The sequence below is a fragment of the Aeribacillus sp. FSL K6-1121 genome (assembly GCF_038003725.1).
Lineage (GTDB): Bacteria > Bacillota > Bacilli > Bacillales > Aeribacillaceae > Aeribacillus > Aeribacillus composti.
In genome coordinates this window covers 442,648-463,145 of sequence record NZ_JBBOPS010000001.1, presented here as the reverse complement: position 1 = coordinate 463,145, position 20,498 = coordinate 442,648, and the positions used below count along the sequence as shown (strand labels likewise).

Here is a 20,498-nt window from a genome sequence, read left to right as displayed (position 1 = left end):
AAGGAAAGACGATTATCCTCGGGATAATCGTCCATTTGCATTTATTTTACGATAATTTCATTCACTTTGGCAAAAGATGTGATTATTTTTGTTAATTGTACCATTTGGGACAGCCTGTTTTGTTTAACCGACTCATCCTCTGCCATTACCATAATATTATCAAAATAACGATCAATCACCGGCTTTAAAGCTTTCATTTCCAAAAATGCTTCTTTAAAATTACCCTCTTTTTGCAATTTTACAAAATTTTCTTCAAGCCGTAAATACGCTTGATACAATGTTTTTTCTTCTTCCTTCTCGAACAGCTCTTCTTTAATATTGCCCTCTTGGCCCTTAGACGAGATGTTGACAACACGAGACAGCGATTCAATTACTTCTTTAAAGTCACCCTTTTGGCTTTCTTCTGACAGAACGGCAGCCCGCTCGAAATATGCATTAACTTCATGGTAATTGGATTGTAATACCGATTCAATTATATCATGGCGGACATTTTCTTCATGAAGCGCAAATTTGACTCTCATTTGGAAGAACGACAGCAATTCTTTTCTCAAATTGTCTTTATTTTCTAAACCATATACATTTATAGCAAGGTCGAACAATTCCTCCAATTCAAGCCGCCATTGTTTGGCTCGAAGAATTTGAACAATGCCGCTTGCTTGTCTTCTTAATGCATACGGATCTTGTGAGCCAGTTGGAATCAAACCGATCGAAAAAAATCCTGCAATTGTATCCAGCTTGTCCGCAAGCCCTACAATGGCTCCGCTCGACGTTTCAGGCGTCTTGTCGGAAGCATGCCGCGGCATATAATGCTCATTTATTCCTTTTGCAACCTCTTCCTGTTCACCCTTTAAAAGAGCGTATTTTTCTCCCATAATTCCTTGAAGCTCTGGAAATTCATAAACCATTTGCGTAACAATGTCAAATTTGCAAATGGAAGCAGTCCGTTTAATATAAGCTTTCTCCTCATTGGAGCATTCAAGCTTTTCGCTAAGCTTTTCTGATAATTTTACAATTCGGCGAACCTTGTCACCGATGGAACCCAGTTCTTCATGAAAAACAATTTTTTCAAGCTTCTCCAGTGCGGTATCGATGGCAAGCTTTTTGTCTTCTTCGTAAAAGAAATTTGCATCGGAAAGTCTTGCCCGAAGGACCTTTTCATTCCCCTTGGCAATCGTTTCAATGTTTTGATCATTCCCGTTTTTTACGGTAACAAAAAACGGAAGCAGCTTTCCATCTTTATTTTTGACAGGAAAATATCGCTGATGCTCCTTCATCGTCGTCACTAACACTTCTTCAGGCAATGTTAAAAACTGGTCTTCGAATGAACCGTACAGGGCGGTCGGATATTCCACCAAGTTTGTAACTTCCTCGAGCAAATCTTCATCAACAGGGATGATCCAGTTTTCCTTTCTTTCCAGTTCCTCCAGCTGTTGAATGATCATTTGTTTTCGTTTTTCATAATCGGCGACAACAAACTGGTTCAACAAAGTATTTTCATAATCGCGTGGAGTGGAAATTTCCGCTTTCGTTCCTAAAAAGCGATGGCCATACGTAACATTTCCTGTCGGAACATCGGTAATGGAAAACGGAATGATGTCTTGTCCAAATAAGACAACTAACCATTGGATCGGACGGATATAGCGAAGATTCCAATTTCCCCAACGCATATTTTTCGGAAAATGGATGGTTTGAATAATCTCTTCTAACCCTGGGAGCAGTTCTTTCGTTTCTTTCCCTTTTTGAAATGTTTGAACAAAAGCGTACTCAACACCGTTTACTTCTTTAAAGGATATGTCGTTTGTGGAAGCTCCTTGGCTCCGTGCAAAGCCTAACGCTGCTTTTGTCCAATTTCCATTCTCATCAACCGCAATCTTTTTTGCCGGTCCTTTTGCTTCGCCAAGCAAATCTTCCTGTTTTTCATTTACATCCTCTACAAGGACGGCAAGACGTCTAGGAGTTGAATATTTTTTTATTTTGGCGTAAGAAATGCGATGTTCATCCAGCCAAGCTCCTACTTTGTCAGCCAGCTGATCAATCGAAGACAGGATGACGCCGGCAGGCATTTCTTCAAGCCCGATTTCGATAAGTAAATCCCGTTTATTCATGATTTTCGGCCCCCTTGTTTTTCAGCATTGGAAAACCGAGTTTTTCCCGTTCTTCATAAAACGTTTTGGCAACTTTTCTTGCCAGCTTTCTCACTCTGCCAATATATCCGGTTCGTTCTGTAACAGAAATAGCTCCTTTTGCGTCAAGCAAATTAAATGTGTGCGAGCATTTTAAAACGTAGTCGTACGCTGGATGAACGAGACCTAATTCCATCTGTCTGTGCGCTTCTTTTTCATACGTATTAAACAGTTCAAATAGCATGTTTGTATCGGATGTTTCGAACGTATACTTGGAATGCTCATATTCAGGCTGATAAAAAATGTCCCGGTATGTAAATCCGTTTGTCCATTCAAGGTCAAATACATTTTCTTTTTCTTGAATATAAGACGCCAAACGCTCTATTCCATAAGTTATTTCAACAGAAATCGGTTTGCATTCCAGTCCTCCGACCTGCTGAAAATACGTGAATTGAGTAATTTCCATTCCGTCAAGCCAAACTTCCCAGCCAAGCCCTGCGCAGCCGAGAGAAGGATTTTCCCAGTTATCTTCCACAAAGCGGATGTCATGTTCAAGCGGATCAATTCCAAGAGCCTTTAATGAATCTAAATAAATTTCTTGTATGTTTTTCGGAGACGGCTTCATAATGACTTGGAATTGATGGTGTTGATAAAGGCGGTTCGGATTTTCCCCATACCTTCCGTCAGCAGGTCTTCTTGACGGCTCCACGTAAGCAACATTCCACGGTTCTGGCCCGATGGAGCGAAGAAATGTGTATGGGCTCATGGTTCCGGCACCTTTTTCTACATCATATGCCTGCATCAAAATACATCCATGATCGGCCCAATGCTTTTGCAGCGTCAAAATCATTTCTTGAATGTTCATTCATCATGCACCTCCACAATTAAGTTATGTTCGAACAAAATAAAAACCGTCCCTAATGCAACAAAGTTGCATAGGGACGGGATGACCCGCGGTTCCACCCTATTTGCTGAAAAACGTTTCAGCCTCTCGTAAACCGTTATTGCTCTGGAACGCCGTTCCCTGCATCCTCATACCTTAGCTCGCACCATCCTAAGGTCGCTTTCTATGAAGATTGCAGGTACTCTTTTCCTTCATCGCATTTTATTATTCAATTTGACACGTATCATTTCCGCTCATTACATGACATTAAATCGCTTTTTCTAACAGCATGAGGGGGGGATAAATCCTTCATTTGAAAGGTTTCACATCCATGTATATGGTTTACAACATTTCTTTTAAACTGTCAAGCTGATTTAAAAATTTTTTCGATTTCAGCGATAAACCTGCATATTCCTGATAATATTGATCAAGAACAAATCTCAGTTCTTTTTTTGTCTCAGCGGAGACGGATATTTGACCAATGCGGTTTAAGTCAATAGAATAAAACAGCCGCAACAGCTTCACTGTCTTCTGAGAAATATTGAGCCTGTAAGGATCTTTTTCAAAACAGCGGCTGCAAATCAATCCGTTTTCTTTTAATGAAAAATGAAACGGTCCGTTTGTTTCGCCGCTTACTGCACATTTGTTTAATTCGGGATATAAACCGAGAACGTTGAGCATCTTTATTTCAAATATATTGGTCAAAATTTCCGCATCCTTTTCTTCATTCAGCAGATGAAGTGTTTGAAATAAGAGCTCAAACAAAAAAGGGTTTCTGTCTTTTTCATCTGTTCCTTTATCAAGGAGCTCTACAATATATGAAGCATATGCAGTCAAAAAAATATTTTCCTTAATCTCTCTAAAAGCGGAAATGATTTCTCCTTGGCTTAAATTGCCCAATCCAGAAGATTGATGATACAAAAAATTTCCATACGTAAAAAGTTGGGTAACAGCTGCGAGGCGGCTGTTCGGTTTATTTGCGCCCCGTGCCATTACACCAACTTTCCCAAACTCCCTTGTATATATTGTAACAACTTTATTGGTCTCACCATATTCCGTTGTACGAATGACAATTCCTTCCGTCTTTACAAGCATTTCTCCACCATCCTATTGGATACAGCACTACTAAACAGGGAGATCAACCTCAGTCCGCTCTTCTTCCTTCATTTGACAATCTTTCGTTCGCTCCTTTTCAAGCTCTTTAAAAAGGAGATATGTGTCAATATTACCTGTAAACGTGAATACTTTCCAGGTAAAATCTAACATATTGTCCCCACCTTTCTGTCGTTGTTCCTAAGCTATATCCAATTCATTGTTATCATAGCCTTTTTGACTCATTTTCATGTTTTGAAAATATTTCTAACTTCCTTCAAGTCAATTAATATTCGTCTTCCCTAAATCCAAAATCTCGCAATTGCGACAGGCGATTTCTCCAATCTTTTTGCACTTTGACCCACAGCTCTAAAAAGACTTTTGATCCGAGCAAGTTTTCAATGTCAACCCTTGCCCTTTTCCCAATTTCTTTCAACATTCTTCCTTGCTTCCCAATGATAATACCTTTTTGAGAGTTGCGTTCCACAACAATTGTTGCAGCTATATATACTGCATGGTTTTCTCTTTTTTCAATAGAATCAACAACAACTGCGACAGAATGCGGGATCTCTTCTCTTGTCAAATGCAATACTTTTTCGCGAACTAGTTCAGAAATGATAAAACGTTCCGGGTGATCTGTCACCTGATCACTAGGATAATATTGCGGACCTTCCGGCAAATACGCTTCAATTTGCCCTAGCAACGTTTCAATGTTGTTTCCTTGCAGGGCAGAAATTGGAACAATTTCCTGAAACTCGAACTTTTCCCTGTATTGGTCAATAAGCGGCAATAAATCATCAGGATGAACCCGATCGATTTTATTGACAACTAAAAATACAGGAGTATCGGTTTCCTTCAATCGTTCCATGATATATTCATCACCGCGGCCTAATCCTTCTTCAGCATTAATCATAAACAGAATTAGATCCACTTCTTTGAGCGTATTTTGAGCGACTTTCATCATAAAATCGCCCAATTTATGCTTTGGTTTATGAATACCGGGAGTGTCGATAAAAATAATTTGTGAGTTTTCCGTCGTATAAACCCCTTGTATTTTGTTTCTCGTTGTTTGAGGTTTATCGCTCATAATCGCAATTTTTTGACCGATTACACGGTTAATAAAAGTCGATTTGCCGACATTCGGACGGCCGATGATTGATACAAATCCTGATTTAAATTTTGTCTTATTCATGTAAATCCTCCGATGTAAATGCTTCTGGTAATAGTTGTTCAACTGTTAGCTCGTTATAGTCTCCGTTAAGATTCGCCAAAATCACCTTCATATTTTTAGGACAGAGCTCTGCTATGACTTGCCTGCAAGCGCCGCACGGCGATACAGGGCGCTTTGTATCCGCAACTATGGCAATAGCTGCGAATTCATTTTCACCTTCTGAAACCGCTTTATATATAGCAGTGCGCTCGGCACAATTGCACATGGAATAAGCTGCGTTTTCAATATTGCATCCTTTGTATACTTTTCCATCCTTTGTCAGAAGTGCTGCACCTACTTTAAATCGAGAGTAAGGTGCATAAGCAAATTCTCTTGCTCTTTTTGCTTCTTCAATTAGTTGATGGGAGTCCATAGCTTCCTTCCTTTCGTTTACGTTGCAGCTTATACTCATTATTTTACATCATTTTTCATTTAATTTCACGTTTATTTTTTCAGAAAATTCTACATTTTTCACGAAAAAACTTCAATTATTTTGGGGGCAAAAATGATGAATCCGATGACAACCGAAACGGCTGCATAAACCAATACTGCTCCTGCAGCTGCATCTTTTGCAGTTTTAAGCAGAGGATGAAATTCTTTCGACACAGCATCAGCGATTCGTTCAATGGCAGTATTGACCAGCTCTAAAGCTAACATTCCGCCAATTAATAGGAGAATGACAATCCATTCAATTAAGCTAATGTTGAAAAATAATCCGGCTGCGATCACGATGATCGCAGCTGTCACATGAATTCTAAAGTTCCGCTCGGTTTGGAAGGCTGCAGCTATTCCTTGTACGGCAAAATAAAAGCTTTTCAACAAAGTCTTCATGTTTATCCTGTTCTTTTCAATCCAAATTTCTCTAAAATTTCCTTTTGCCTTGAAAACATTTTTTCTTCTTCTTCTTTTGTCATATGATCATAACCTAATAAATGCAAAAAGCCGTGAACAGATAAAAATCCGAGCTCTCTCATAAATGAGTGGCCGTATTCTTCTGCTTGCTCTTTCGCTTTTTCTATTGAGATAATGATATCCCCTAAATGAGGGGGGAGCTCAGCACCTTGGATCTCCACTTCATCTTCTCCTGTTTCTTCAAGCGCAAATGAAATCACATCTGTCGGCTGATCTTTTCCCCGGTAATCCCGATTGATCTCTTGAATGTCTTTATTAGTAACAAAGGTTACAGATACTTCCGAATCTTTGGGAACACGTTCTTCTATAGCAGCAAATTGCAGCAAACTTTCGATCGTTTCTATTTCCTCAGAAGAGAGTGTTTCCGTCTGGTCGAAAATGTCAATGGATAATGTCATGTTTTCTTCACCTTCTTTTCATGAAATTCCGGATATTCAATTCTTGAATGAAAAATCCCCTTCAATGTTTCACACAATATTTTTGCCACCGTTTCAAGCTCTTTAAACGTTATATCACATTCGTCGAATTGCCCGTCTTGAAGTTTATCTTTTATGATGGAACGAACAAGCTTTTCAATTTTTTCGGGCATCGGATTTTTCATTGAACGAACAGCTGCTTCTACACTGTCAGCGATACAAATAACGGCAATCTCCCGCGTTTGCGGCTTCGGACCCGGATATCTAAACTCACTTTCCAAAATAGGCTGATCACTATTTTCTTGGGCTTTATGGTAGAAAAATTTTAAAAGCGATGTTCCATGATGCTGCAGAGCAATATCGATAAATTCTTTCGGCATTTTATGCTTCCTTAACATTTCTGCTCCCTCTTCAGCATGAGCAATAATAATGTTTTTGCTTAGCTGAGGGGACAATTTATCATGCGGATTTTCCATGTTCATTTGGTTTTCAATAAAATAGCGCGGCCGTTTCGTCTTGCCGATATCGTGATAGTAGCTTCCAACTCTTGCCAACAATCCATTCGCACCGATCGCTTCGCAAGCAGCCTCGGCTAGATTGGCCACCATTACACTGTGATGATAAGTACCAGGCGCCTCCGTTAATATTTTCCTTAATAAAGGATGATTCGGATTCGACAGTTCAATCAGCTTCATCGTCGATAAAATGCCAAAACCTGATTCAAAAAAAGGCATTAAACCGATTGTCAAGACGGAAGAGATAACACCTGATACAATCGCCATAAGAAAATAAGAACCGATCTCTAGATTCGAATAAATTCCATTTTGAATGAATAAAATAGCGGTGATCACAACAATATTAACAGCCGAAACGAAAAGACCAGCTTGTAAAATTTTCGAACGGACGTTATGTTCCCCTAGAAACAGAATGGCTGCGATGCACCCGCATAAGTAGTAAAGACCAATTGTAAAATTAAATGTGCCAGTGACTCCATCATTAAAAATCAAGCTTCCGCAAAAAGCATATATAATGCTTGTCACGAACGCAAGGCGGTCATTAATCAAAAGCTTTGTCAACATGACTCCCATCAGCACCGGGACAATAAAGCCGATATGAGAATAGTCCATTTTTTGAAATAAGCTGATAATCTTCATGACCGTTAACGTTATCGCCAGGATGATGGTAAAGAGAAGCAATGACTGGTTTTTACTCGTAAAGAACGAGTTCTTTTCTTTTTCAAAAAAATATGCAAGATAGATCATCACTAATAAGACTAAAATGAAAAGACCAATGATCGGCTGAAATGTGTACTTATTATCTAAAAGGCCCAACAATTCCAGCTTTCTATATACTTCCCTGTCAATTAATTGGCCCTCTTCGACTATAATTTGACCTTGCTTAATTTGAACCTCCTGCACTTTTTCTTTTGCTTCTTCCCGCTTTTCATCTGTTGATTTAGGGTCAAATACATAATTGGAAATAATTGCGCTGCGTCCAATCTCTTCAGCTGCTGAGCGTATCTTATCCGGCAAATTCACGTTTTGAAGCCGTTCTTTCACTTTGTTTCTCGCTTCTTCTAATTTTTCAGCCGGAATCGGCTCGCTCATCGTTTCATTGACAGCCGTAACAACCGCATCTTTCGCCAGCGTAAGCTGTCCTTCATTCGCACTTAACAACGATGTATATACGCTTTCAGGATATTTATCATACATATCTCCTAAACTGCTTTTAAGCCTGTCAAGCTTCTCTTTGCTGCTCATTTCGGCATTAGAAGAAGCCTCCATGATGGCATCAAATAAAGATTCGACCAAATCCACACTGTTGTCCGCATATTCTTTTTTTAGCACATATTGATCTTCCACGCTTTCAGCAGCTTCTTCTCTTCTCTTTTCCGTCATTTCCTTATCGACAACGGTAACAGGTGCGTAAATCGTTTGGTCGGATACTGAAAATAATTTGGCATCAAACGTGTCCGGTTCTACATTGCTGTATAAAACGATAAACAAAATTACTCCAATAACGGGATATAAGAAAAGATGAAGGGATTGCATTTTTTTCAAAAAATGGAATATCGGCTGTTTCCTGTCTTTGCGATCCATTTTTCTTTTCATTTGTCACAGCACCTCCGATCAATTCTATGCAAAAAATGACCCGGTCATGATGAGCGGGTCTTACTGATCATCTTTTTCATAAGCCTCAATAATTTTTGAAACGAGCGGGTGCCGCACGACATCAGTTTCCTTTAAATATACGAATGAAATGCCCCGAATGCCCGATAATTTTTCATTCGCTTCAAGCAGTCCTGATTTTACTCCTTTGGGCAAATCCACTTGTGTCAGGTCGCCTGTAATGACCATTTTGGATCCAAAGCCTAAACGGGTTAGAAACATTTTCATTTGCTGAGTTGTTGTATTTTGCGCTTCATCTAAAATAACGAACGCATCCTCAAGTGTTCTTCCGCGCATATACGCCAATGGAGCAATTTCAATAACTCCTCTTTCTAACAAGCGCTCCGTATGGTCCACGCCTAAAATATCGTGTAGAGCATCATATAAAGGTCTTAAATAAGGATCTACCTTTTCTTTTAAATCGCCGGGCAAAAAACCTAAATTTTCACCAGCTTCAACGGCCGGCCGCGTTAATATGATTTTATTTACAAGCCCATTTTTCAAGCAATGGACGGCCATGACAACAGCGAGAAACGTTTTTCCTGTTCCTGCTGGACCGATTCCAAATACTAAATCATGCGTTTTAATTGCTTGAAAATACTTTCGTTGACCTAGCGTTTTTACACGAATGGTTTTTCCTTTTGCATTTTTCGCAACTTCTTCATCGTATAGGGATTCAAATTCATCGATCTTCCCACTTTTCGCCATTTTTGTTGCATAAAGTACGTCTTGTTCGTTAATCGAAATTCCTTTTCGAATAACCGAAAGAAGGGATTTCAAGATGTCTTCAACCAGTTCAGCTTTTTCTTTATCTCCTGAAACATATACCGCTTCACCGCGCGAAATGATCGATACGTTTAACTCTTCTTCAATTCTTTTTAAATGAACATCATGAATCCCAAATAAATTAATGGCTTCATTCGGATTTTCTAAACTCTGGCTGATTGTGACTAAATCTTCTGTCATTCTCTAATCTCCCTGAACCCGTTTTATTTTTACAATGTTTTCAATAACTTGGAAGTGTATTTTCAATCTTACTTTACCATTCTCGACGTCTTCGTGCAAAACTTTTTCGCCAACAATTTTGACATCTTTTCCAAGTTTTCGAAATAAGTCATTTTTCCCGGCAGCAATCGCTTGCCGTTTCGCTTCATCCACAGAATATTTTCTGTGAAAGGTTTCCGTCTCACGAATCGTTTCTTTCTTATAGTTAACTGGAAGATCCCATTTTAAAAATTTTAATGGACGCTCGTCTCTCTCCACCGTATATTGCGGATATTCCGATTCATCATTGCGAAACATCCCCCAAATAGGAAGGGAAAAAGAACGAAAGGAGAGAAAATGCTTCGTGACTGACTTTCCTGAAAATAACTGGAAAGTTGTTTGAAGCGGCACCTCCACTGTTGAAATATACCAAGTTTCGCCTAATACTTCTCCGTCTGCTGCCACTTTTCGTATTTTATCACCTTCTCCAACTACACCGGAAACTAATATTTGTCCTTTTCTAACAAAATCATGAACGTCTACTAAAGGTTGTCCTTTTTCAACATACATTTTTGCTATAACAGCTTCCTTCGCGGCCACTAAATGCCTCGGCCCCTCCACTTTGCTTTTTTGCTCTTTTTTCTTTTCGGCTACTTCCAGAGAATATGTCGTTCCTTTTAATTTGACACCGATCCATGTTATATCATCTATTTGGCTCATCAAACGATTTTGAACTGTTTGATTGCTCGATGTCAAAAACTGAAACGTCCCTCTTTTAATTCCTATTTTGTCCAATTCTTTTTGTATTAAATGCTCTGTTTTCGGACTAGCCCCTTTTATTTCAATATGCCAAATCATGTTGGATAAAAGAAATGTAATGGCAATGAACAGAACAATTCCAATAACAAAACCAAAATTTCTCCATGATTTTTTTAATAAAAATGGAAATCCTATCCTTTGGTGAAAGGTGCACTTACATTCATGTTTACGAACTACTTTTCGTAAAGCCTGTACATCTTTAAGGCGTATAAAAAAAGAAATTGCACCGTTTTCCAGCCGCTTTACATTTATTGTGACAATGCCAAGCCGCGTGCAATCGTTCAACATTCTTTCTGAGCCGGTTCCTTCCGCTATTACCTGAACGAAGCCTGTAAAATATAACAACCAATTGTTCCGCATCCCGATCCCCCTACTGATCAATATATAATACTTGTTCAATTTTCCCTTCTACAAGGAGCTCTTCTGGCAATATCGCTTTCATCACAAAATCGCTTCCTTTAATGAGCATCTGGCCTTGCTGCAGCAATACTCGAATCTCTTTATCTGTAAAGGAAAGCAGTCCTTTATGATTTTCTATATATATATGCAATGTACCGATCATCGTAACACGGGGAAGATCCATCATGACGTCAGCTGGTATTTGCAATCCTTCTGTCAATATGCTTTTTATTCGCTGATGCCATTTTTTGCCCATAAAAGAACCCCCTTCATCCTCATATTTATGAGAGACAAAAGGGGATTAACACCATTAATTCATTTATTTTATGAAATTCGACCGATGGGGCTTTTTGGATCGGGGTTCATCTAAAATGACGCTCCAAATGACTCCTTTTGCAGCTGAATGCATGTGTAAAGCTGATGGTTTCTGTTTTTTATTATGAAAAGATTTCATATTCGATTTGTCTTTTTCAGCTTTTTTTATTTGGCTGGATAGGCCTGTGTGTACATTTTGAATTTGATTCCATTCATTTGGAGGGCTTGTCGAAACATTTTTAACCCTTTGTTTTGTTTGTTTTGCTGCTTGTTTCCTTTTTTTCTGCTGCTCTTGATCTTTTTTATTTCTGCCAAACAAAGAAGAAATAATCCCGATTAAAATAACAATGAACAGCGGATTTTCAAATATTTCCATATGACACCTCCTTTGATGGACAGAAAGATCATTCTTCTTCATCACCAGCAGAGTTTTTTGTCATTTTTCCGATAGAATCACGCATATTTGTATCAGCAGTAATGTTTTTGATGTTCATATAATCCATAACTCCAATATTTCCTGATTTTAAAGCTTCCGCCATTGCCAGCGGAACTTGCGCTTCCGCCTCAACAACTTTTGCCCGCATTTCTTCAACTTTAGCGCGCATTTCCTGCTCTCTTGCCACCGCCATCGCCCTGCGTTCCTCCGCTTTAGCTTGCGCGATGTTTTTGTCTGCTTCCGCTTGATCTGTCTGCAGGATCGCACCGATGTTTTTGCCGATGTCAACGTCCGCGATGTCGATGGATAAAATTTCAAAGGCTGTTCCTGAATCGAGTCCTTTGTTTAAAACTGTTTGCGAAATCATATCAGGGTTTTCCAGCACTTTTTTATGATCATCAGAAGAACCAATGGTGCTGACAATTCCTTCACCTACACGTGCGATAATCGTTTCTTCCCCGGCACCGCCAACAAGCCGGTCGATATTGGCTCGCACCGTGATGCGGGCTTTTGCTTTCACTTCAATTCCGTCCATGGCAACCCCTGCAATAAACGGGGTTTCGATTACTTTCGGATTTACGCTCATTTGAACGGCTTCAAGCACGTCTCTTCCCGCTAAATCAATCGCAGCACAACGTTCAAAGCTCAATTCAATATTAGCTCTTTCAGCTGCAATTAATGCGTTGACAACTCGATCGACATTTCCTCCTGCTAAATAATGGCTTTCCAATTGATTTGTTGTGACATCAAGGCCGGCTTTATGCGCTTTAATTAACGGATTGATCACTCGACTTGGAATGACTCTGCGCAGCCTCATTCCAATAAGAGTCAAAATACTGATGCGAACGCCAGCTGCCAGAGCGGAAATCCAAAGCATAATCGGCACAAAAGAGAACAAAATGCCAAGCAAAATAAGACCTAATACGATAAGACCTAGTAAAAGAAAAAATGATACATCCATGTGACATACCTACCTCCTATTCATTTTCATTAATAGCTCTCACAACAATTCGTGAGCCTTCTACTTTAACAATTTTCACTTTTTTTCCTTTCTCAATATACGTCCCTTCTGTCACAACATCCAATCTTTCCTCTCCATCGGTCATTACTGTTCCTGCCGGCCGTAAAGCAGTCACAGTTACACCCGTTTTCCCAATTAAATCTGTACGATTTTGATTGGATACATAACCTTTCTCCGTGCTGATTGAATCATTTAAAATAATTTTTTTAAACCATTTCATACGCTTACCAATCACCTTTGACATAATGAATATTGTGAATATCGAAATGGAACCGGCAATAAAAAGAGAAACCGCCATATGTCCTATATGATCAGCTGCTAAAAATAAACTTAAAAGGACTGAAAGAAAACCGATTGCTCCAATAATTCCTCCTGGAACAAACAATTCTGCAATTATAAGCAGAACCCCAAGCACGAACAAAACAACCGTTTCCAATCCCGCAAGCCCTGCAATAAAATGACCGAAGAAAAACAAAAACAGCGCCAATAGTCCAATAAAACCAGGAATGCCAAACCCAGGAGTGTACAATTCTAACACAAACCCTAAACCGCTAATCGTTAATAATATCGGAATGGTATACATGTTTGTTACAAAACGGGCTATTTTTTCAGCAAACGTCTCCTCAGTCTCCTGGACTTTTGCACCTTCCATTCCGATCGATTTCAAAAGCTCTGCCCGGCTTTTGGCGATGCCTTCACCATACCCGACTTCCATCGCTTGTTTTGCTGTTAATGTTAGTAATTCTCCTTTTTCTGCACCATATTCGGGCATATCCAAGCTGCTGTCTACCATCGCCTCAGCGAACATAGGGTCTCTGCCATGAACCTCAGCAGCATTTCTCATCTCTGCTTTCCAAAACGATTGCACTTTTACTTCTGCAGCATTGCCATTGGAGTCAATGACAGCTGCTGACCCAATGGTACCGCCAGGATGGTAATATATTTGATCAGCCCTTAATGCTATATAAGCCCCTGCGGAAATCGCATGTTTATTTACATAAGCGATTGTTTTGATATCTGTATCCATAATCATTTTACCTATTTCTATCGCTGCCTCTAAAGCACCGCCAGGAGTGTTCAATTCAAAAACAATGACATCCGCTTTTTCTTTTTCCGCCTCCTGAATGGATCGTTTAATAAAATGCACCAACCCTTTTTCAATTGTATTTTCAATCGGAATAAAATAAACGGTTTTCCCTTCAGCTGATTTGGCATCAAAAGACGCACAAATAATCGACAAGATGAGCAGCAGAGCGCAAATAGCGAAAAACTTATTGTTTGATTTCAGGCCTCTCCCCCCTTATTTTTTGCCTAATATTATTACGGACAATTGCGCAGAAAGTTTCAAAAATCAACAATTCTGCAAACATACATGAAACGAAAAAATATTTTCATTATTTTTCATATTATGTTACTATTAAAAAAAATATATAACCATCTACTAGGGGTGTCCAATTAGCTGGACTGAGAGAAGAACGCGCCTGAAGTTCTTCAACCCTTTGAACCTGATCTGGATGATGCCAGCGTAGGGAAGTAGGTAGCGGGAGTATTTGTATTGCCTTCTTTTTCTATATTGAATTGATCGGGTTCGTGCTAAAGCGAACCCGTTTTTATTTTTCACATCCCATCTCCCCTCCTATTTTTCTATGCACATCTTCAGATAAAAAAATGGAGGAGGAGAAAAATGAAACATTATTTCGAAAACATGCAGTTTCCAGCAAGCAAAAAAATTTATGTGACTGGGTCAAGACCCGATATTCGGGTTCCGATGAGGGAAATTCAATTAACTCCCACGAAAACGGAAGCGGGAACGTTTGAAAATGAACCTGTAAAGGTTTATGACACGAGCGGTCCCTATACAGATCCTGATTTTCAGGCAGATATTCATAAAGGTTTGCCGGCTGTACGCAAACAGTGGATTTTAGACCGTCATGATGTTGTAGAATATGACGGGCGCCAGGTAAAGCCTGAGGATAATGGATTTCGCAATTGGGAAGATCACAATATTGCCACACCTTTTCATCGAAAGCCTTTCAAAGCAAAAAAAGGTGCTGTCGTTACACAAATGCACTATGCAAAAAAGGGGATCATCACCCCAGAGATGGAGTTTGTGGCGATTCGTGAAAACATGGATCCTGAATTCGTTCGTCAAGAAGTCGCTGCCGGCAGGGCCATTATTCCGTCCAACATTAATCACCCGGAAAGTGAACCGATGATCATCGGCCGGAACTTTCATGTAAAAATTAATGCCAACATTGGCAATTCAGCTGTAACATCGTCAATCGAAGAAGAAGTTGAGAAGATGCTTTGGGCCATCCGCTGGGGCGCTGACACAATTATGGACCTGTCAACAGGAAAAAAAATTCATGCAACAAGAGAATTTATCATCCGCAACTCGCCCGTGCCGGTTGGAACCGTCCCGATTTACCAAGCGCTCGAAAAAGTAAATGGCGTTGCTGAAGAGTTAACATGGGAAATTTACCGTGATACATTAATTGAGCAAGCAGAACAAGGGGTCGATTATTTTACTATACATGCCGGCGTGCTGCTTCGCTATATCCCTTTGACCGTCAACCGGACGACCGGAATCGTATCCCGCGGCGGTTCGATCATGGCGCAGTGGTGTATGGCGCATCATCAAGAAAACTTTTTATACACTCATTTTGAAGAGATTTGCGAAATTTTAAAAACATATGATATTGCCGTTTCATTAGGTGACGGCTTGCGTCCCGGATCTATTCGAGATGCCAATGATGAAGCGCAATTTGCCGAATTGAAAACGCTCGGTGAATTGACGGAAATCGCCTGGAAACATGATGTCCAAGTCATGATCGAAGGCCCTGGGCACATTCCGATGCATAAAATTAAAGAAAATGTTGATTTAGAAAATGAAATTTGCAAGGGGGCTCCTTTTTATACCCTCGGTCCATTAACGACCGATATTGCTCCCGGCTATGATCATATTACGTCAGCCATTGGAGCAGCCATGATCGGCTGGTACGGAACGGCCATGCTATGTTATGTAACTCCGAAAGAGCATTTAGGCCTTCCCAATAAAGAGGATGTGCGCCAAGGTGTTGTTGCTTATAAAATTGCAGCCCATGCCGCAGATTTGGCAAAAGGGCATCCAGGCGCCCAAATAAGGGATGATGCTTTATCAAAAGCCCGTTTTGAATTTCGCTGGAACGACCAATTTAATCTTTCTCTCGATCCTGAACGGGCACGCGAATATCATGACGAAACTTTGCCGGCAGAAGGAGCGAAAATTGCCCATTTTTGTTCTATGTGCGGTCCAAAATTTTGCTCGATGAAAATTTCCCACAATTTAAGAAAAATGGCCGGTTCAAGTGATTCTGATTTCGTTCAGGAAGGTTTGAGGCAAAAAGCAAAAGAATTTATAGAGGGCGGGTCATCCCTTTATCGATAAATAATTTTCAAACTAATGCTCCTAGAAGCTTTAATGGCTTCCAGGAGCTATTCATTCATTAAACGTTTGATCAATCCCGCTGGTTCAATCGGAGCTAAACTTTTATGATATTCATCCACTTTCGATAAAAATTTTGATAGCTGCTTAGATTGCAGCGCTCGAATAATGGAGGACGAAATATTTGTTTCCTCTTGCCAATTTCGAAAATCAAACACCATCCCGAATTTTGTTAATTTCTCCAAATTTATTTCTTCCTGTCCTGGAAGAGTGTGGTATACAAATATAGGAATTTTTTTGTATAAACATTCGCTGATTGTCACACCCCCGGGCTTTGTCATGATAAAATCGACGCGATTGTACAGATCGTTCATTTGTTCTCTTGAAGAGATGTAAGGTAAAGGAGTAATTCGTGGATGATTTTGTTTTATTAATCGATCATAAAGCTTTCTGTTTTTTCCGCATAACACCATATAATGGATATCATCATCGCGGCTGATTTTTTCCGTTATCTTCTCTATTGAACCGACGCCTGAACTTCCTCCCGAAATTAATCCTCGATAAAAGCGCATGCTATGTACATGTTCATCTTTCCTTTTTGTAAAATTTGGGTGAATAGGAATCCCTGTAACAAAAATCTGTTCTTTTTTTATACCTTTTTCGAGCAAATAATCTTTCATATATGAGTGACCGACAAAATGATAGTCAATTTCTCTTTTTCCCCAAAGGTGATGAATAAAAAAATCTGTGTATACATTGATAACAGGGATGTTGATTTGAGAAGAGGCTTTCAGCCTGGCAAGCAAGTAGGAAGGAAGAGCATGGGTACAAACAATCATTTTCGGATTCAATTCATCAATGATCTTTTTTAAATGGCGGAGAAAAAGTGCCTCATAATGGAAAAACCTTTTGCCGCTCTTTTGTTCCGCAAGCACTGACCTGTGGTACATATGGCTGTATGATTTAGGAAAACGGCCAATCCATTGCAAATAAAAGGAAGATATCAGCCTTTCTATTTTTCCAAATTTCGATGACAAAAGGTCCATTTTTTCGCAATGAATGTCAGGATCAAGCCGTAACAACCCTTCCATTAGGGCATCAGCTGTTTGATGATGGCCTGAAGGTATGGTCAAAAAAGGAAGATATAAAATTTTTTTCATATCGCTCACCATTGTTATTGATGGAGTTCTTTAAAAGTTTTTTCTTAATTTCGCATGCCTATTCGAAAAAAATTTTTTATAAATAAAAACAATTCGTATGCTAAAAAATAAACTGTAAGAAAAAAAGTGAAAGGTGTTGCAAATGGGAAGGTTGAGATATTGTTTTTTTAAGTTTTGGTGCCTATTGGATCCCATTTATTTCCTTTGTTCGCGGCTTGAGTATGTGAGGGACAAGGAGAATAATCGTGACATTTTCCGGGTTCGATTGACAAAATATAAAGGAAGGGAAATAATTCTTTCAGACGGAACAAAAATTAAAAAAAATGATCTTCTGTTAAAAATACATCTTCATAACGTCTATTTAATGAAGGAACTGAATCGTTTTAAGAGCGAAATTCAAAAAGGAAGATACATTTACTCTAAAACAGAAAAAGGGCTGCCAAATATCGTTCAATACTTGCGGAATCATTCACAATTTCATAATGTGAAAGGGATTATTGGAATAACTATTTTAAATAAAGGCTCTGAACGGCTGGGCTTTGAAACGTTTTCCATTCAAAATCCATTTTATAAATGGTATAAGCTTTTGACATTTACCCCTATGTATTTAATCATTCAATATCGTTTCGATAGCTTGAAGCGGCCGCCGAAATATTTAATGATGTCAAAAGAAAAACTGCTCAAACTATATGGATAGAACGGTTTTCGCTTCATCAAAAAAGAGCGTATGAACAGCTCAGGCGCCGCTTATACGCTCCGTCATGTTGATCCCGTTGAGGTTTCAATGAAAATATTTGGGTTAACTCCGAAATAAATCTTTTCCCTTTCAGAGCAAATAGTGCTGTCGTTTTTCCCTGTTCTCACAGCCAGATAGACGTGTGATGGTTTTCCTTTATTGCCGCCGTATTTTCCCGATAATCTTCATTGAGATCAGCGATCTTTCCGAATTGTTGCCCTCTGCTCAATTTTTTGCGTACATTTGCATAGCAGTTATATTCTTTCGCCGACAAGCTTGCTATCAACAACAGAACCACTATTGATGAATTGCAAGGCAGCTACATTCATTAATCGACTGCCGCAGTCCATAGGATGAATCCGCTGCAAAAACTTAAAAGCTTGCCGCACATAGAAAGCGGCAAGCTTTTTACTCGAATTATGAAAGCAAATCCTGAACCAATTTATTGACAAGCGAGCCATCTGCTTTTCCTTTTACTTTTGGCATAACGGCTCCCATTACTTTCCCCATATCGGATTTGGACGTTGCGTTCACTTCCGAAATTGTTGTTTTAATAATTTGTATTAATTCCTCTTCAGATAATTGCTCAGGCATATATTCAGTTATTACTGCAATTTCAGCTTTCACTTTTTCAACTAAATCTGAACGACCTGCATTTTCAAATTCTTGGAGGGAGTCTTTACGTTGCTTTAATTCTCGAGAAAGTACCGTTAATTCCTCTTCTTCAGTCAACTCACTTTTTCCGAGTTTAATCGCTTCATTTTGCAAGGATGCTTTTACCATGCGAATGACTGAAAGGCGATCTTTCTCTTTATTTTTCATCGCTTGCTTCATATCTTGATTTAAACGCTCAAGAAGACCCATAATTAATATACACCCTCTTTTAATATTTACGCTTTCTTGCAGCTTCAGATTTTTTCTTGCGTCTTACGCTAGGCTTCTCATAAAATTCGCGCTTTCTATATTCCTGCAAAGTACCAGTTTTTGATACTTGGCGTCTGAAGCGGCGAAGAGCATCCTCAAGCGATTCGTTTTTACGTACGATCGTTTTAGACATCCTTTTTCCCTCCCTCCGAACAAAGCCAGTTCATGTTCCTTATCAAAAAGAACATTTACTAAGTTAGTATAATATAATCGATTTATTTGGTCAATGTTCAAAACATCTTTCCTATTCCTTATGACTTTTTTTACCGGACAGGTTTACAAGACTGTTTTATATCAGCTTTTGTATGGAAGAATTTCCAAATTCATCATGTATATAAGGAAATGATTCAAGATCGTTTGAAAGCCGCTAAACAGCTGTCTGAAAAAATATAACTAGTTCGATTGAAAAAAATTACTCGTTCATAAGGTCTTATTGTGACACCTTGTCCATAGACTGTTGATGAGGTGGTTTTCATGGGAATGCAATTGCTGTTATTATTTTTTTCTTGTTTCCTTTTATTTTTTTGCGGAATGGCAATGATGAAATACGGATTTCAGCAAATGTCCCATAGGCAGCTGGAGAAATGGCTGTACAACTGCACGAATGCCCCAATCAAATCCTTTCTAACCGGCATGATTGCAACAGCTCTTGTTCATAGCAGTTCTCTAGTGATGGTGATTACAGTTAGTTTTGTTTCCGCTGGTTTGTTAAAGTTTAAAGATGCAATTGGAATTATTTTAGGTTCCAATGTCGGGACGACCTTTACGACCGAATTTCTAGCCGTTGAAATAGATGACTATTTAGGGATGATGTTTGCAATTTCTCTTCTTCTCATGCTTTTTAAAAACAGAATTTTATTTTCATTAGGCTGTTCATGCTTCGGCATATCGTGTATTTTTTTAGCTTTGAACGGGTTTGAAAAAGCTGCTTTTCTTTTGTCTGACCTGCAGGTTATGTCTGATCTGCTTTCCAAATCGAGTGACCATTTGCTTTTTTCTGTCGGAATAAGCGCGGTCTTCACCGGAATTATTCAATCATCAACTGCATTAATCGGAATTGTCATGAGCTTTATGAACGAACAGCTGCTGCCATTAGAAACAGGATTAGCTTTTGTTCTCGGCGCAAATATCGGCACCTGCATTACAGCTTTATTGGCCTCGATCGGCTCTAAACAAGAAGCGAAATATACTGCTTTTGCCCATCTTTGGCTGAATGTGTTTGGAGTGATCCTGTTCGTTCCGCTTATTCCTTTTTTCGCAAATAATTTAAAATTGTTAACAAATGAACCAGATTTCCAAATCGCTCACTTTAGCCTGATTTTTAACTTGATAACTTCTTTAATCATTCTCCCGTTTGCGAATCAATATGCAAATTTTGTATTATGGTGGACAAAAACTATTTCAGCATGGATAAAAAAATAATCCCGCAACAAACTGCGGGAAAACTTTTTTAAACTAAATGTAAAAAATCCAGCA

General features: G+C 39.1%; 21 protein-coding genes, 1 riboswitch and 1 other annotated feature. Of the genes, 3 read left to right on the top strand and 18 right to left on the bottom strand.

The window, feature by feature from the left end:
- Positions 1–41 precede the first annotated feature (41 nt).
- The 15 genes from glyS to NSQ61_RS02225 form a co-directional block, all read right to left on the bottom strand.
- Positions 42–2,105 (bottom strand): glycine--tRNA ligase subunit beta, encoded by a 2,064-nt coding sequence (gene glyS, locus NSQ61_RS02295; RefSeq protein WP_311066331.1) that lies wholly within the window; start codon positions 2,103–2,105, stop codon positions 42–44.
- Positions 2,098–2,988, bottom strand: a complete 891-nt coding sequence (glyQ, locus tag NSQ61_RS02290; protein ID WP_063388048.1) for a glycine--tRNA ligase subunit alpha — start codon at positions 2,986–2,988, stop codon at positions 2,098–2,100. Before glyQ ends, glyS begins: the two co-directional genes overlap by 8 nt.
- Positions 2,989–3,057: 69 nt before the next feature.
- Positions 3,058–3,231: a binding site (T-box leader), on the bottom strand.
- A gap of 117 nt (positions 3,232–3,348) precedes the next feature.
- Entirely contained in the window at positions 3,349–4,101 is a 753-nt protein-coding gene (gene recO / locus NSQ61_RS02285) for a DNA repair protein RecO (protein ID WP_066247548.1), read from the bottom strand.
- Positions 4,102–4,131: 30 nt separating this feature from the next.
- Positions 4,132–4,272: a YqzL family protein gene (locus NSQ61_RS02280; protein ID WP_065095532.1), complete on the bottom strand. Its 141-nt coding sequence runs from the start codon at positions 4,270–4,272 to the stop codon at positions 4,132–4,134.
- A 112-nt stretch (positions 4,273–4,384) separates the two neighbouring features.
- The gene (gene era, locus NSQ61_RS02275) at positions 4,385–5,290 is read right to left on the bottom strand and encodes a GTPase Era (RefSeq protein ID WP_063388046.1); all 906 of its coding nucleotides are present in this window, start codon (positions 5,288–5,290) and stop codon (positions 4,385–4,387) included.
- Positions 5,283–5,681 carry a cytidine deaminase gene (locus NSQ61_RS02270; RefSeq protein ID WP_063388045.1) on the bottom strand — a complete coding sequence of 133 codons (399 nt, stop codon included), beginning with the start codon at positions 5,679–5,681 and terminating at the stop codon, positions 5,283–5,285. The genes era and NSQ61_RS02270 overlap by 8 nt, the downstream gene beginning before the upstream one ends.
- Before the next feature lie 98 nt (positions 5,682–5,779).
- Positions 5,780–6,139: a diacylglycerol kinase family protein gene (locus tag NSQ61_RS02265; protein ID WP_311066332.1), complete on the bottom strand. Its 360-nt coding sequence runs from the start codon at positions 6,137–6,139 to the stop codon at positions 5,780–5,782.
- A 2-nt stretch (positions 6,140–6,141) separates the two neighbouring features.
- The gene (gene ybeY / locus NSQ61_RS02260; protein WP_311066333.1) at positions 6,142–6,618 is read right to left on the bottom strand and encodes an rRNA maturation RNase YbeY; all 477 of its coding nucleotides are present in this window, start codon (positions 6,616–6,618) and stop codon (positions 6,142–6,144) included.
- Entirely contained in the window at positions 6,615–8,747 is a 2,133-nt protein-coding gene (locus NSQ61_RS02255) for an HD family phosphohydrolase (RefSeq protein WP_311066334.1), read from the bottom strand. Before NSQ61_RS02255 ends, ybeY begins: the two co-directional genes overlap by 4 nt.
- Before the next feature lie 60 nt (positions 8,748–8,807).
- The gene (locus tag NSQ61_RS02250; protein ID WP_063388041.1) at positions 8,808–9,770 is read right to left on the bottom strand and encodes a PhoH family protein; all 963 of its coding nucleotides are present in this window, start codon (positions 9,768–9,770) and stop codon (positions 8,808–8,810) included.
- Between the two features lie 3 nt (positions 9,771–9,773).
- Positions 9,774–10,967 (bottom strand): sporulation protein YqfD, encoded by a 1,194-nt coding sequence (gene yqfD, locus NSQ61_RS02245; RefSeq protein ID WP_311066335.1) that lies wholly within the window; start codon positions 10,965–10,967, stop codon positions 9,774–9,776.
- Positions 10,968–10,977: 10 nt separating this feature from the next.
- Positions 10,978–11,262, bottom strand: a complete 285-nt coding sequence (yqfC, locus tag NSQ61_RS02240; RefSeq protein ID WP_063388039.1) for a sporulation protein YqfC — start codon at positions 11,260–11,262, stop codon at positions 10,978–10,980.
- A gap of 63 nt (positions 11,263–11,325) precedes the next feature.
- Positions 11,326–11,697: a hypothetical protein gene (locus NSQ61_RS02235; protein WP_311066336.1), complete on the bottom strand. Its 372-nt coding sequence runs from the start codon at positions 11,695–11,697 to the stop codon at positions 11,326–11,328.
- A 28-nt stretch (positions 11,698–11,725) separates the two neighbouring features.
- Positions 11,726–12,718: a flotillin-like protein FloA gene (gene floA / locus NSQ61_RS02230; protein WP_066247540.1), complete on the bottom strand. Its 993-nt coding sequence runs from the start codon at positions 12,716–12,718 to the stop codon at positions 11,726–11,728.
- 16 nt (positions 12,719–12,734) lie between these two features.
- Positions 12,735–14,018, bottom strand: coding sequence for an NfeD family protein (locus tag NSQ61_RS02225; protein WP_340805783.1), 1,284 nt, complete (start codon positions 14,016–14,018; stop codon positions 12,735–12,737).
- A 193-nt stretch (positions 14,019–14,211) separates the two neighbouring features.
- Positions 14,212–14,327: riboswitch (TPP riboswitch) on the top strand.
- A gap of 135 nt (positions 14,328–14,462) precedes the next feature.
- On the opposite strand from NSQ61_RS02225, the gene thiC reads away from it, so the two are divergent.
- Positions 14,463–16,205 carry a phosphomethylpyrimidine synthase ThiC gene (gene thiC / locus NSQ61_RS02220; protein WP_311066338.1) on the top strand — a complete coding sequence of 581 codons (1,743 nt, stop codon included), beginning with the start codon at positions 14,463–14,465 and terminating at the stop codon, positions 16,203–16,205.
- Positions 16,206–16,252: 47 nt separating this feature from the next.
- On the opposite strand, the gene NSQ61_RS02215 is transcribed toward thiC, so the two are convergent.
- Positions 16,253–17,362: an MGDG synthase family glycosyltransferase gene (locus tag NSQ61_RS02215; protein WP_340805781.1), complete on the bottom strand. Its 1,110-nt coding sequence runs from the start codon at positions 17,360–17,362 to the stop codon at positions 16,253–16,255.
- 142 nt (positions 17,363–17,504) lie between these two features.
- Between NSQ61_RS02215 and NSQ61_RS02210 the strand changes: the two genes are divergently transcribed.
- A complete protein-coding gene (locus tag NSQ61_RS02210) occupies positions 17,505–18,059 on the top strand; it encodes a YkoP family protein (protein ID WP_066250572.1) in 555 nt (184 codons plus the stop codon).
- Between the two features lie 456 nt (positions 18,060–18,515).
- Here NSQ61_RS02210 and NSQ61_RS02205 read toward each other — a convergent pair whose 3' ends face one another.
- Positions 18,516–18,962, bottom strand: a complete 447-nt coding sequence (locus NSQ61_RS02205) for a GatB/YqeY domain-containing protein (RefSeq protein WP_063388172.1) — start codon at positions 18,960–18,962, stop codon at positions 18,516–18,518.
- 19 nt (positions 18,963–18,981) lie between these two features.
- Positions 18,982–19,155 (bottom strand): 30S ribosomal protein S21, encoded by a 174-nt coding sequence (rpsU, locus tag NSQ61_RS02200; protein ID WP_063388032.1) that lies wholly within the window; start codon positions 19,153–19,155, stop codon positions 18,982–18,984.
- 341 nt (positions 19,156–19,496) lie between these two features.
- Here rpsU and NSQ61_RS02195 point away from each other — a divergent pair, with 341 nt between their 5' ends.
- The gene (locus NSQ61_RS02195; RefSeq protein ID WP_082829575.1) at positions 19,497–20,444 is read left to right on the top strand and encodes a Na/Pi symporter; all 948 of its coding nucleotides are present in this window, start codon (positions 19,497–19,499) and stop codon (positions 20,442–20,444) included.
- Positions 20,445–20,498 lie beyond the last annotated feature (54 nt).